Annotated in this window: 17 protein-coding genes; all 17 read left to right on the forward strand. The window is 41.1% G+C overall.

Translation table 11 applies throughout. The features are described from left to right. Positions 1 to 51: 51 nt before the first annotated feature. The 17 genes from rpmE (at position 52) to V514_RS0101195 (ending at position 13,965) form a co-directional block, all read left to right on the forward strand. Entirely contained in the window at positions 52 to 252 is a 201-nt protein-coding gene (gene rpmE / locus V514_RS0101115) for a 50S ribosomal protein L31 (protein ID WP_029497814.1), read from the forward strand. Between the two features lie 212 nt (positions 253 to 464). Continuing rightward, positions 465 to 1,067, forward strand: a complete 603-nt coding sequence (locus tag V514_RS0101120) for a thymidine kinase (RefSeq protein WP_029497815.1) — start codon at positions 465 to 467, stop codon at positions 1,065 to 1,067. A gap of 158 nt (positions 1,068 to 1,225) precedes the next feature. Further along, complete coding sequence (gene prfA, locus V514_RS0101125; protein ID WP_029497817.1) at positions 1,226 to 2,305, forward strand: peptide chain release factor 1; 1,080 nt, start codon at positions 1,226 to 1,228, stop codon at positions 2,303 to 2,305. Further along, positions 2,289 to 3,152 carry a peptide chain release factor N(5)-glutamine methyltransferase gene (gene prmC, locus V514_RS0101130; RefSeq protein WP_029497818.1) on the forward strand — a complete coding sequence of 288 codons (864 nt, stop codon included), beginning with the start codon at positions 2,289 to 2,291 and terminating at the stop codon, positions 3,150 to 3,152. Before prfA ends, prmC begins: the two co-directional genes overlap by 17 nt. A 16-nt stretch (positions 3,153 to 3,168) precedes the next feature. Beyond that, entirely contained in the window at positions 3,169 to 4,194 is a 1,026-nt protein-coding gene (locus tag V514_RS0101135) for an L-threonylcarbamoyladenylate synthase (RefSeq protein ID WP_029497819.1), read from the forward strand. A 142-nt stretch (positions 4,195 to 4,336) separates the two neighbouring features. Further along, complete coding sequence (locus tag V514_RS0101140; RefSeq protein WP_029497820.1) at positions 4,337 to 4,768, forward strand: low molecular weight protein arginine phosphatase; 432 nt, start codon at positions 4,337 to 4,339, stop codon at positions 4,766 to 4,768. Positions 4,769 to 4,778: 10 nt separating this feature from the next. Continuing rightward, a complete protein-coding gene (locus V514_RS0101145; RefSeq protein WP_029497821.1) occupies positions 4,779 to 6,065 on the forward strand; it encodes a methyl-accepting chemotaxis protein in 1,287 nt (428 codons plus the stop codon). A 308-nt stretch (positions 6,066 to 6,373) separates the two neighbouring features. After that, on the forward strand, positions 6,374 to 6,817 hold the full coding sequence (rpiB, locus tag V514_RS0101150; RefSeq protein ID WP_029497822.1) for a ribose 5-phosphate isomerase B: 444 nt from the start codon (positions 6,374 to 6,376) through the stop codon (positions 6,815 to 6,817). Positions 6,818 to 6,829: 12 nt separating this feature from the next. Then, positions 6,830 to 7,387, forward strand: a complete 558-nt coding sequence (locus V514_RS0101155) for a TIGR01440 family protein (protein ID WP_029497823.1) — start codon at positions 6,830 to 6,832, stop codon at positions 7,385 to 7,387. A gap of 42 nt (positions 7,388 to 7,429) precedes the next feature. Then, positions 7,430 to 8,683, forward strand: coding sequence for a serine hydroxymethyltransferase (glyA, locus tag V514_RS0101160; protein WP_029497825.1), 1,254 nt, complete (start codon positions 7,430 to 7,432; stop codon positions 8,681 to 8,683). A gap of 358 nt (positions 8,684 to 9,041) precedes the next feature. After that, positions 9,042 to 9,671: a uracil phosphoribosyltransferase gene (upp, locus tag V514_RS0101165; RefSeq protein WP_020189098.1), complete on the forward strand. Its 630-nt coding sequence runs from the start codon at positions 9,042 to 9,044 to the stop codon at positions 9,669 to 9,671. Between the two features lie 18 nt (positions 9,672 to 9,689). Further along, positions 9,690 to 10,796 carry a non-hydrolyzing UDP-N-acetylglucosamine 2-epimerase gene (gene wecB, locus V514_RS0101170; protein WP_029497827.1) on the forward strand — a complete coding sequence of 369 codons (1,107 nt, stop codon included), beginning with the start codon at positions 9,690 to 9,692 and terminating at the stop codon, positions 10,794 to 10,796. A 485-nt stretch (positions 10,797 to 11,281) separates the two neighbouring features. Beyond that, positions 11,282 to 11,653, forward strand: coding sequence for an ATP synthase subunit I (locus V514_RS0101175; protein ID WP_029497828.1), 372 nt, complete (start codon positions 11,282 to 11,284; stop codon positions 11,651 to 11,653). 36 nt (positions 11,654 to 11,689) lie between these two features. Beyond that, positions 11,690 to 12,403, forward strand: a complete 714-nt coding sequence (gene atpB, locus V514_RS0101180) for a F0F1 ATP synthase subunit A (protein WP_029497829.1) — start codon at positions 11,690 to 11,692, stop codon at positions 12,401 to 12,403. A gap of 75 nt (positions 12,404 to 12,478) precedes the next feature. Next, positions 12,479 to 12,700 (forward strand): F0F1 ATP synthase subunit C, encoded by a 222-nt coding sequence (atpE, locus tag V514_RS0101185; RefSeq protein WP_010287050.1) that lies wholly within the window; start codon positions 12,479 to 12,481, stop codon positions 12,698 to 12,700. A gap of 207 nt (positions 12,701 to 12,907) precedes the next feature. Further along, positions 12,908 to 13,432 carry a F0F1 ATP synthase subunit B gene (locus V514_RS0101190; protein WP_029497830.1) on the forward strand — a complete coding sequence of 175 codons (525 nt, stop codon included), beginning with the start codon at positions 12,908 to 12,910 and terminating at the stop codon, positions 13,430 to 13,432. After that, entirely contained in the window at positions 13,429 to 13,965 is a 537-nt protein-coding gene (locus tag V514_RS0101195; RefSeq protein WP_029497831.1) for a F0F1 ATP synthase subunit delta, read from the forward strand. The genes V514_RS0101190 and V514_RS0101195 overlap by 4 nt, the downstream gene beginning before the upstream one ends. The last annotated feature ends 14 nt before the right edge of the window (positions 13,966 to 13,979 follow it).

The raw sequence follows: 13,979 nt of genomic DNA on the forward strand, positions 1-13,979 counted from the left end.
TATATAATAACTCTGTTCCAGATGGTTCAGGGCGAGAGGAGAACGCTAACTATGAAACAAGGTATTCACCCAGATTTCAAACAAGCAACTGTAACATGCTCATGCGGTAACGAATTTACTGTAGGTTCTGTAAAAGAAACTATCAACGTTGAGTTCTGTAACGAATGTCACCCATTCTACACAGGTCGTCAAAAATTCGCATCTGCTGATGGTCGTGTTGACCGCTTCAACAAAAAATACAACCTTAAATAATCATTGTTTAAGTAGAAATTATGCCTGCTATGCACATGTTGCGTAGCAGGTATTTTTCTTGCCTGCGATACGAAAATCGTGTAGTATGAATTGCGTTATTACTTAAAGATTTTCGTTCGTACATAACAAATAATTATTAAAAAAAGAGCAGTACGTCAGCTCTTTTTTGTTATGATAAAGAGTAGATATTTTTAGGAAGGAGCCTATTCACCATGTACGTTATGTCACAAAATGGCTGGGTTGAAGTAATTTGCGGCAGTATGTTCTCTGGAAAATCGGAAGAACTGATCCGCCGTGTGCGCCGCGCCCAATTTGCGAAACAAAAGATTGCGGTCTTTAAGCCAAAAATCGATAATCGCTATAGTGAGGAAGCGGTCGTAAGTCACAACGGTACGACAGTGATTGCACATCCAATTGAAAAAACAGAGGAAATGTGGTCTTATATCGATGATGAGTATGACTTAATCGCCATTGATGAAGCCCAATTTTTCGGAGAAGATATTATCGAAACGGTTCAACAACTTGCTGACCATGGCTACCGCGTTATTTTAGCGGGTTTAGACCAAGATTTTAAAGGTGTGCCGTTTGGTCCGATGCCATTTTTAATGGCCATCGCCGAACAAGTTACGAAACTACAAGCTGTTTGTAGCGTTTGTGGCTCGCCTGCAAGCCGCACACAACGCCTTATTAATGGCGAACCAGCGAAGGCGGATGACCCGGTCATTTTAGTAGGAGCTTCAGAAGCTTACGAACCGCGTTGTCGCCATCATCATTATGTGCCAGTAGGGGCAACACAGTTAGACGAAGTAAATTAATGATTCACGAAGACACTTTCGTAGTAAAATGAAGAGAGTGCAATTTTTGAAAAGAGTAGCATGTGTTACTCTTTTTCTTTATACTAATTGAGGAAGTAATTTAACTTTAATACACACTAAACAATAGATAGCTAACAGAAAGGACTAGGTGAAAGTATATGTTTGATCGCCTACAAGCAGTAGAAGACCGTTATGAACGTTTAAACGAGCTTCTTAGTGACCCAGATATCGTATCTGACTCAAAAAAATTAGCGCAATTTTCAAAGGAACAATCAGATATTCAAGAAACTGTAACCGTTTATCGCGAATACAAATCAATTAAAGAACAAATTCAAGATGCCAAAGATTTAATTGATATGGAAGATGACGCTGAAATGAAGGAAATGGCACAAGAAGAATTAAAAGAACTTGAAGTACAAATTCCTGATTTAGAAGAAAAAATGAAAATTTTATTAATCCCGAAAGACCCGAATGATGGTAAAAACATTATCATGGAAATTCGCGGGGCAGCGGGTGGTGATGAGGCCGCATTATTCGCGAACTCATTATTCCGTATGTATAGCAAATACGCAGAAGCACAAGGCTGGAAAACAGAAATCGTATCAGCTAACCCAACAGAGCTTGGCGGCTACAAAGAAATTGTCATTATGATTTCAGGTAGCGACGTATACTCTAAATTAAAATATGAAAGTGGCGCGCACCGCGTACAACGTGTTCCGGAAACAGAATCACAAGGTCGCGTTCACACGTCTACCTCAACAGTTGTTGTCATGCCAGAAGCTGCTGAAGTAGAACTTGATTTGAATGAAAAAGATATTCGCGTTGATATTTATCACGCATCAGGTGCTGGCGGTCAGCACGTCAACAAAACGGCATCAGCTGTTCGTATGACGCATATTCCAACAGGCGTGGTCGTAGCGATGCAAGATGAGCGTTCACAACTTAAAAACCGTGAAAAAGCGATTAAAATCCTTCGCGCACGTGTTTACGATAAATTACAACAAGAAGAACAATCAAAATACGATGCAGAACGTAAATCAGCTGTTGGTACAGGTGACCGTTCAGAACGTATCCGTACGTACAACTATCCACAAAACCGCGTGACGGATCACCGTATCGGTTTAACAATCCAAAAATTAGACCAAATTATCGACGGTAAATTAGACGATGTTATCGACGCATTAATTATGGAAGAACAAGCTAAAAAATTGGATGCTCTAAATGAACAACGATTCTAAGCGAGTTTTTGAGGCCCTTGATTGGGCTTCTTCTATTTTAGAAGAGGCAAATTGTGAAACGCGTGCCGCACAGCTATTAATGCAGTATGTGCTAGATGTCGATTATACGCATTTAGTCATCGGCATGCGACATGAATTATCGTCTGCAGCACGTGAGCAATTTGAAGCGGCGGTACATGAACATATCGCTGGTATGCCGGTCCAGTACATTACGCATCATGAGGAATTTTATGGTCGTTCATTTTATGTCGATGAACACGTCTTAATTCCACGTCCCGAAACAGAAGAGCTTGTACATTATGCATTACAGCGTATGCGCGCGTTATTTGAACAGGATGATCTTGCCGTAGCAGATATCGGAACCGGTAGTGGCGCGATTGCGATTTCGATGAAAAAGGAATGCGCAAAGTTACGCGTAACCGCAACGGATATTTCAGCTGCAGCACTTGCTGTAGCGCGTCGCAATGCGAGCGAGCTGCAGGCAGATATACGCTTTTTAGAAGGCGATTTAACGGCGCCAATTGCCGGTGAAAAATGGGATGTTGTCCTATCAAATCCACCATATATTGCAGAATCTGAAGTCGATGTCATGGATGATTCAGTTATCAAACATGAACCACATACGGCGTTATTTGCAGATGAAGAAGGCTTGATGTTGTATCGTAAATTAGCCGAAAGCTTGCCACCAATCATGAATCGACCAGCACTGATTGGTGTCGAAATCGGCTATTTACAAGGCAATGCCGTCGCAAACTTTTTCCGCAAGCATTTCGATGATGCAAAAGTCGAAGTTGTGAAGGATATGTTTGGTCAGGACCGGATGGTATTTTGCGAATTAACTAACTAAGTGAGGAATCAACAACATGGAAACAAAACGACTAATCGTAGATGGCGTAATAGAGGACCCTGCTTTTGATGAAGCAGTGGCCTTATTAAAAGCAGGTCAGGTTGTCGCATTTCCGACTGAAACCGTATATGGTCTTGGTGGAATCGCGACAAATGATGAGGCAGTGAAGGCGATTTATGCAGCGAAGGGGCGTCCATCGGATAATCCATTAATCGTGCATATTGGGAACTTTGAGCAACTAGAGCGTTATGTAGATAACATTTCTGAAAAGGCGAAAAAATGCATGGCTGCGTTTTGGCCGGGACCACTAACGGTTATTTGCCATGTGAAGCCAGGAACGTTATCACAAAAAGTAACAGCGGGTCTTGATACGGTCGGGATTCGTATGCCAGATCATCCTGTTGCCCTGCGATTATTACGACAATTGGATGAACCTGTGGCTGCGCCAAGTGCCAACACAAGTGGTAAGCCAAGTCCGACAGAGGGCGTTCATGTTGAGGAAGACTTAGCCGGTCGTATACCACTTATTTTAGATGGCGGTGCGACGGGTATTGGCGTCGAATCAACGGTGATCGATTTAACACTTGAGACACCGACGATTTTACGTCCCGGTGGTATTACGAAAGAAATGTTTGAAGCGGTCATTGGCCCGGTCAATGAACCAACGCATATTGAACAACAAGCAGGTGCACCAAAAGCGCCTGGTATGAAATATACACACTACGCACCAGATGCACCAGTGTTCCAAATCGCAAACGATGTGGCGACTGTGCGCGAGGCATTAACTACACTTCATGCGCAGGGCAAAAAGGTCGCTTTGTTAGCACCAGATACTTTTAGTACACTTGCAGCAGATTGGTTCTTTACGTTTGGCGATGGCTCGCATGAACAAATGGCCGCGCATTTATATGATGCCTTGCGCGCGTGTAATGCGACCGAAGCAGATATTGTTCTCGCAACCGTAACCGATAAAAACGATGTTGGGGCAGCGATTATGAACCGTCTCGAAAAATCAGCTGGTGGGCATTGGTACAAAATATAGGACATTATATATGTTAAAAATAAGAAGGCACTATGGCAGAAGTTTGATGTTCTGGCGATAGCACCTTCTTTTTTGTGATTTTCGACTTAAAATAGCTTATAATCAATATAATTACATGAAATAGAGAAAGGTGGAAAAAAGCATGAATATTTATTTCATTTGTACAGGAAATACATGTCGCAGTCCGATGGCAGCTGCAATCTTAGCAACGAAAAAAATGGACGATATTACAGTGAAATCAGCCGGCATTTTTGCGCTGCCTGGTGGCGTGATGTCTACAGGGACAACACAAGTATTGCAGGAGCAAGATATGTGGATGCCGCATGAAACGTCTACGGTGACCGAAGAAAATTTAGCATGGGCCGATTTGATTTTAACGATGACAGTGTCGCATAAAAATGGCTTACTGCAAGCGTATCCACATGTGGCCGACAAAACATTCTCATTAAAGGAATACGCATTAGATCGTGATGGCGATGTCAGTGACCCTTATGGTGGCTCGACGGCTGTTTATCGCAAAACATTTGACGAGTTGTCGCAACTTATTGAATTAGCAGTTCAAAAATGGCGTTAAGGGAGGAAGAATGATGGAAAAGCGTGTGAAATTTGGCTTGCGAAAAAAGTTAATCGTCTTTGTGGTGGCATTAGCCATCGTTACATACAGCGTTAGTTTTCTCTTTATCGAATATGTGCAACCGATGTTTTTCCCTGAAACAAATCGTAAAGTGTTTGAAATCGTTACGTATTTATTAGGTATTATTTGGTCAGGTATTTTAGCGGCTATTTTAGGCATCGTACTTGTACGCCCGTTGCAACAGCTTGAAGAAGTTGCCAATGCCGCCGCGCGTGGTGAAATTGGCCGCGATATTGACATACCACAAACGAATGATGAAATGCAGTCGCTCGCAAACGCCTTCCAAACGATGCTTGTCAATCTACGTTTGATGGTGGCACGTATTGAAGAAAATTTTGAAGCGACGAATACAAGTATGCAAAAACTATCATCTGGGACACAAGAAGCAACGATGCAAACGGATGCCATTGCTAAAACGATTTCTGATATTTCAGCCGGTGCCGAGCAGTCTTCAGATGCGGTACAACTTACAGCGAATTCATTAGAAGATGTTAGTGATATTACGACTGCCGTGAGCACGCATGTCGACGCATCGCACGCGACGTCGCAGTTGATGGTGAAAGAATTATCAACTGCTACTGAACAAATTAACTTGCTTGTTGGCGGCGTCAAAAATATGGTCGAGAGCAATCGCCAATCGCTTGATGAAATTTTACAGCTTGAACAAAATGCTTCTGAAATTGAAAATATTATTCAACTTGTTAGCTCAATTGCTGACCAAACGAATTTATTAGCGCTTAATGCTTCTATTGAAGCGGCGCGTGCCGGCGAACATGGGAAAGGTTTTGCTGTTGTGGCCGAGGAAGTGCGGAAGTTGGCCGATGGTAGCTCAGAAGCCGCGCATAATATTACGCAGCTAATTCATAAAATGCAAGGTGACGTCAAAACGGTCGTCACTTCGATGCATGAACAAGTGACGACAACGGAAAAAGAGGTTGTGCGTGTAACGGCGACGACCGAAGCAGTTGATGGGATGACGGCGATGATTCATGAAGTAGCGAAATCGGTGACTGAAATTTCGCATCTCGCAGATCGCCAGCGCAATATGCTTGAACAAACAGCAGCACAATCACAAGAAGTGGCGGCAATCGCAAGAGAAACATCCGCTGGTACAAGGGATGTTCAACAGGCGACTGAAAAACAAGTGCAAGCTATTGAGGAAATGACTCGTTTGATGCAAGATGTCAATTATCAAACGCGCGAACTTTACGAAGTCATCGCAAAATTCCATCGTTAGCATAAAATAGAAGTGCTCGTTTACGAACGAATTTAACGCAGTCATGTAAGATGATTCTGTATTTGATACAGAATCATCTTTTTTAGGTTGTATAACCGGCAAATACTTGATAAAATACGAATTATCCAAGTCTATTAATCGCATATCATGTCAATTTCATTTTAAAATACATATATTCACTTATTTAATAACTTAAATGTTCGTTTTTCAATGAAAATTTATTCCTAAAATTCAGTTTATAAAGATGTTATTCTATTCAGATAAGTGGTACACTGATTTTGACTAAGATTAAGAAATGAGGGATAACTGTGAAAATTGCAATCGCATCTGATCACGGTGGTAACAACTTACGTAAAGAAATTAAAGGACTTTTAGAAGCAAAAGGTTATGAATATACAGACTTTGGACCAAAAGAGGACGGTTCTGTTGATTATCCTGACTTTGCAAAACCAGTAGCTGAAGGTGTAGCTAGCGGTGAATTTGATAAAGGAATTTTAATTTGTGGCACTGGTATCGGCATGTCTATCGCAGCGAACAAAGTAAAAGGCGTACGCTGTGCATTAGTACATGACACATTCTCAGCGAAAGCAACTCGTTGTCATAATGACTCAAATGTTATCGCAATGGGCGAACGTGTTATCGGACCAGGTTTAGCATTAGACATCGTTGATATTTGGTTATCAACAGATTTTGAAGGCGGTCGTCACGAGCGTCGTGTTAGCAAAATTACTGAAATTGAAGCTGAAAACTAAGAGGTGACAAGCATGACTCTACAACAAATCGAAACTGAACTTCAAACTTTACTCGATGAATTTGTAGAACAGGCACCGCTTAAAAAAGGTCAACTGTTCGTCATCGGGTGTTCTACATCTGAAGTGAAAGGTGAAAAAATTGGTACGGCTGGTGGTATGGAAATTGCAGAAGCATTATTTAAACCACTCCAAGCCTTCGCTAACAAGCACGAGATTTACCTAGCTTTCCAAGGCTGTGAACATTTAAATCGCGCCATCACACTTGAGCGCGCGGCTGCGGAAAAATATGGCTATGAAGAGGTAGCGGTCGTTCCTGTTCGCGAAGCAGGCGGTTCTATGTCAACGTACGCGTATCGTCATTTGGAAGATGCGGTTGTCGTTGAGGAAGTACAAGCACACGCTGGCATTGATATTGGGCAAACGCTCATCGGTATGCATTTAAAACGCGTGGCTGTTCCGATTCGTACATCGATTCAAAAAATTGGCGAAGCGAATGTCACAGCAGCGAAGACTCGCCCGAAATTAATCGGCGGCGAACGCGCAGTATATACGTTAGCAACATCTAAATAAGGTGTTCATATAAATCAAAAAGATTTTAGGGGGAAAAGAGTAATGGCAAAACTTGCAGCACAAGAAAATTTACAAGCACAAGATTCAGCAGTATTCGAAGCGATGGAAAAAGAGTTTGCGCGTCAACAAGCAAACATCGAGTTAATCGCATCTGAAAACATCGTTTCAGAAGCGGTTATTGAAGCTCAAGGTTCAGTACTTACAAACAAATACGCAGAAGGTTATCCAGGTAAACGTTACTATGGCGGCTGTGAATTTGTTGATGTCGTGGAAGATATTGCGCGCGATCGTGCAAAACAATTATTCGGTGCAGAACATGTAAACGTACAACCACACTCTGGCGCACAAGCGAACATGGCTGTGTACTTCACTGTTTTAGAACCAGGCGATACAGTGCTTGGTATGAACCTTGCTCATGGTGGTCACTTAACACATGGTAGCCCAGTCAACTTCTCTGGCGTTCAATACAACTTCGTTGAATACGGTGTAACAAAAGATACGAACGTAATCGATTACGAAGATGTTCGTGCAAAAGCATTAGAACACAAACCAAAATTAATCGTTGCTGGCGCTAGTGCGTACCCTCGTCAAATCGACTTTGCGAAATTCCGTGAAATCGCTGATGAAGTTGGCGCATTATTCATGGTGGATATGGCACACATCGCTGGTCTTGTAGCAGCAGGTCTACATCCAAATCCAGTACCACATGCTGACTTCGTGACAACAACAACGCATAAAACATTACGCGGTCCACGTGGTGGTATGATCTTAACTTCAGAAGAATGGGCTAAGAAAATTGATAAATCAATCTTCCCTGGTATTCAAGGTGGTCCATTAATGCACGTAATCGCTGGTAAAGCAGTTGCTTTCGGTGAAGCATTACAACCTGAATTCAAAGCATACGCACAACAAGTAATTAACAATGCAAAAGTGCTTGGCGAATCATTGCAAGCTGAAGGCATCGACCTTGTTTCTGGCGGTACTGACAACCACTTACTTCTATTAGATGTACGTTCTTTAGGCTTAACTGGTAAAGTAGCGGAAGCATTACTTGATGAAGTAAATATTACGGCAAACAAAAATGGTATTCCGTATGACCCAGAAAAACCATTCGTAACTTCAGGCGTACGTATCGGTACTCCAGCAATCACTTCTCGTGGCTTTGTTGAAGAAGATATGAAAGAAATTGCTGCATTAATCGCAGCCGTTCTTAAAAACCCAGAAGATGAAGCAGTAAAAGCAGATGCGCAAGCACGCGTAAAAGCATTAACTGATAAATACCCAATCTACGCTTAATAATAAAAAGACTATGACTTCAATTAAAGTGACGTGCAATCGCATGTTTCTTTGACATGCGCTCCGATAGGGGATAGCAGTAGTCATAGTCTTTTTTTGCACCGTTGTGTTTAATTATGTTTTTTAGTGAAATTATGAGAACAGGGTGTGCGCAAATATTCTAGGAAATGTAAGTTTCTTCTATTTAAATATGCAATCTTGTGAGAACTGTTTTTTGGTGAATTGTGTGAAGCAATACAGCAACTTCAAAAAAAATAGGCGTATTCTCATAAAAAAGATTTTCCGCTTAAATGACATAAAAGAAAATGCTTTTTCTGCTATAATAGATAAGATAATTATTTATAGGGAGTGTTTCACATTGGGTAAAGTATACGTTTTTGATCATCCATTAATTCAACACAAATTAACTTTCATTCGCGACAAAAATACAGGTACAAAAGAATTCCGCGAATTAGTAGACGAAGTCGCTACATTGATGGCTTTTGAAATTACGCGCGATATGCCACTTGAAGAAGTAGAAACAGAAACACCAGTTGTTACTGCTAAAACAAAAGTACTAGCTGGTAAGAAAATGGCCATCGTACCAATTCTACGTGCAGGCTTAGGTATGGTAGATGGTATGTTAAAACTAATTCCGGCTGCAAAAGTCGCTCATATTGGTTTATACCGCGACCCAGAAACATTACAACCAGTAGAATACTATGCAAAATTCCCAGCAGATATTGAAGAACGTGATTTCTACGTTGTTGACCCAATGTTAGCAACAGGTGGTTCTGCAATTGAAGCAATCAATTCACTTAAAAAACGCGGTGCTACAAGCATTAAATTTATGTGTCTAATCGCAGCTCCAGAAGGTGTAGAAGCATTACAAAAAGCGCACCCAGACGTTGATATTTACATCGCGGCAAAAGACGAAAAATTAAATGACCACGGCTACATCGTTCCAGGTTTAGGTGATGCAGGGGACCGTTTATTTGGTACAAAATAATTTGAGGACGGTGTAGAAATGTCGAAGTGGAAAGTCATGACAGTATTTGGGACGAGGCCAGAAGCGATTAAAATGGCGCCGCTCGTACTAGAGCTGAAAAAGCACGAAGAAATCGACACAATCGTGACGGTGACAGCACAGCATCGAGAAATGCTTGACCAAGTGCTTGAAACGTTTAAGATTACGCCTGATTACGATCTCAATATCATGAAAGCACGTCAAACGCTCATCGATGTCACAACGCGTGGCTTAGAAGGCTTGGATGCAATTATGAAAGAAGCTCGTCCAGACATCGTGCTTGTACATGGAGATACGTCGACGACATTTGTCGCAAGTCTTGCTGCATTTTACAACCAAATTCCAATTGGTCATGTAGAGGCTGGACTTCGTACGGGCAATAAATATTCGCCATATCCTGAGGAGATGAATCGTCAGCTTACAGGTGTGATGGCCGATATTCATTTTGCACCAACTGAACAAGCAAAACAAAATCTTCTTCGTGAGAATAAGCAAGAGGGCGCAATCGTCGTGACCGGGAATACCGCTATCGATGCCTTAAAGACAACGGTAGACGATTCGTATACGCATCCAATTTTAGATAAGATAGCAGGGGGGCGCATGATTTTATTAACGGCACATCGTCGTGAAAATCTTGGCGAACCAATGCGTCATATTTTCGGTGCTATTAAACGCTTGCTACACGATCATGCAGATGTGGAAGTTGTGTACCCAATTCATATGAACCCTGTCGTGCGCGAAATCGCAAACGACGTGCTAGGGGGGGAGAGCAGGGTGCACCTAATCGAACCACTAGATGTGTTTGACTTCCATAACTTTGCTGCCAAATCCTTTATGATTATGACGGATTCTGGTGGCGTGCAAGAAGAGGCACCTTCGCTTGCGAAGCCGGTACTCGTGTTACGAGATACGACGGAACGGCCAGAAGGGATCTCGGCGGGAACGCTGAAACTTGCGGGGACTAATGAGGAACAAATTTATCAATTAGCAACAGATTTGCTTACAGATGAGGCGGCTTATAAAAAAATGGCGCATGCGTCAAATCCATATGGTGATGGACACGCGTCAGAACGTATTGTAAAAGCGCTAATTACTTTCTTACAATAATAGTTAGTGAAAAGGACTGTACGTTCTCTCTTTTCAATGTATCGAAAAAGCTCGTTCATGTGTTTCGAAAACGTTGACATAACAACGTTTCTCAAATTTTACACAAATTTGTCAACAAATCGACAAAAGTTATTTGCTTGTGAAGTTTTTCACTCTAAGCAATTGACATGAAATATTCACTATTGTATGCTAACAAAGGGTTAAAATTGGTTAAGCTTATTATGCCTCTACTATAACTTTTATTAGAAAAGGCGCCAATATGTGGGAATGCATATTTTTGAGTAAAAAATACGATTATTCGCATATTTATTGGCGTTTCTTTAGACGATTTAGGAATGTAAAGGGTTTCGTAAAAAGCTTATCTCTCACATATAGGGAGCTTGTATCCCTCCCGCATTTGTAGTTTAACGCTACTTATCCGGTAATTACCGGTGGTCAGCTAGTACTTCCATCATTCGAAAAAAGATTCAGGAGATTAAAGGCCAATGGTAGAAATGCATCTCATTTATAGAAGGATTAAAAAGTATATTCTTTTGTTTCTTCTCGTATGCGCGTTAGGCTGGGGTTTTACGACATATCAACAAGTATTCGCTGGTCTCGCATTAGGTGCGCTTTGCGGTCTATTTAATTTTTGGAATCTGATCCGGAAAATGGAAAGCTTTGGTCGTAAAGTAGAAAAGGGTCAAAAAGTTCGTTCTTTAGGAACCCTTATTCGCTTCGCTTCTGCTGTGTTAGGTGTTGCGCTTGCGCTCACATATCCGCAGTACATTAGTGTTGGCGGCACGATCATTGGATTAATGATTCCGTACGTTCTGCTTTTAGTGGACAGGATCGTATTTCACTTAAAAAACCAATAAGCTCGGCGCATTCGAAAGAGAGGTGAACACACAAAAATGAATCACTTAAATCCGTATTTTGAGTTCATGGGATTAGGTTTCAACCCAGCTAACTTAATGATGATTACAATCACTTGTTTAATCGTCTTACTAATCGCTGTATTAGCGACACGTAAGTTAGCAATGAAACCAACTGGTATGCAAAACTTTATGGAGTGGTTAATGGACTTCGTAAGAGGCATTATCGGCAGCAACATGGACTGGAAAACAGGTGGTAAATTCCACATTTTAGGTATCACGTTGATTATGTTTATCTTCGTATCTAATATGTTAGGTTTACCATTCTCAATTCAAGTTGATGGATACTTATGGTGGAAATCACCTACAGCCGATCCAGCAATCACATTGACATTTGCAGTCATGATCATTGTTCTTTCTAACTACTACGGTATTAAAGCACAAGGTTTAGGCGGCTATGCAAAAACATTCTTCACACCGATGTGGTGGTTATTCCCAATCAAATTGATCGAGGAATTTGCAAACACATTAACATTAGGTCTTCGACTTTATGGTAACATCTACGCAGGTGAGGTTCTTTTAGGCTTACTTGCAGGTCTTGCGGGCATGTGGGGCGGAGCTGGTATTATCGCAGCTATCATTCCAACATTAGCATGGCAAGGTTTCTCTATCTTCATCGGTACGATCCAATCGTACATTTTCGTTATGTTAACAATGGTTTATATTTCTCACAAAGTGAGCAAGGACCATTAGTATAAAATTGTCTAGGAAACTAGGCAGCTGACAACCAAAAAAAATTTTATTATTTCCAAGGAGGAAAACATTACAATGGCAGGTTTAGGTTTAATCGCAGCAGCAATCGCAGTTGGTTTAGGTGCACTTGGTGCAGGTATTGGTAACGGTCTTATCGTAGGTCGTACAGTAGAAGGTATCGCTCGTCAACCAGAATTAAAAGGTCTATTACAAACAACAATGTTCATCGGTGTCGCTTTAGTAGAGGCCCTTCCAATCATCGCGGTAGTAATCGCATTCATCGTAATGAACAAATAATTTCTATTACGATAAAAATGGCGAAGTATAGCTTCGCCATTCCTTTATGTTTTACAAATAACCTGCTAAGCTACAAGGTTTCTAGCGATAGTTTAAGCGTAGCTTATTGATTTAACTATTAGTAGAACAGTGTGTTTTACTTTTTATAAGTAAGATTTGTGTGAGTAACAATGAATTTTATAAGCTCTTGAAGGGAGTGAAACAATCGTGTTTCTAGATCATCTAGTACTAGGAGCTGCCGGACACCAAGGTGTGAACTGGGGTGACATCGCGTTCACTTTAATCATGTTCATTATCTTAATGGCAATCCTGAAAAAAGTAGCATGGGGTCCTTTAATGGGTATCATGCAAAAACGTGAAGAACAAGTCGCAAACGATTTAGACGAAGCTGCAAAGAATCGTCAAGAATCTCAACAACTTTTAGAAGAACAACGTAGCCTTTTAAACAAATCTCAAAACGAAGCACAAGCGATTGTTGAAAACGCTAAGAAACAAGCTGAAATGCAAAAAGAAGAGATTGTTTCTGCAGCTAAAAATGAAGCTGTGCGTTTACAAGAATCTGCTAAACGTGATATCGAAGCAGAACGTGAAAAAGCTATCGCTGCAGTACGCGAAGAAGTGGTATCACTTTCAGTACTTGCTGCTTCTAAAGTTCTTTCTAAAGAAGTATCTGAACAAGATAATCGTGCTCTTATCGAAGAAACGATTGCGAAGGCAGGGGAAGCTCGATGAGTCAATCACCAGCAGCTAAACGCTATGCCGAAGCACTTTTTCAGTTAGCGAACTCTACGAATTCTGTTGCAGCAGTTACTGCTGACGTAACAGAAATCAAAAAAGTTTTAGGCGAAAATAAAGAACTTATGATTCTTTTAGATTCTCCTAAAATCCCAACTACACAAAAGCGTCAACTGTTTGATACAGTTTTCGCTGGTGCAGAACAAATCGTGCTTAACGCACTTAAAGTAATCCTTGATAAGGGTCGTATCCATGAGTTACCAGCAATCATTAGCGAGTACATGACACTTGCTTACAATGCATCTGGTGCTGCGGAAGCTGTTGTTTATTCAACAACTACCCTATCAGAAGATGAACTTAACCGTATTTCAACTACTTTTGCGAAAAAAGTTGGTAAAAATACGCTTCATATTACAAACGTAATTGAACCATCATTACTTGGTGGTATCAAAGTACAAGTCGGCAATTTAATTTATGACAGCACTATTGCTACTAAATTAGAAGGCTTAAAACGAACATTAATCGGTTAATCCGAAAACAATTT

Origin of the sequence: Kurthia huakuii LAM0618, assembly GCF_000505545.1 — a bacterium.
Taxonomy (GTDB): domain Bacteria; phylum Bacillota; class Bacilli; order Bacillales_A; family Planococcaceae; genus Kurthia; species Kurthia huakuii.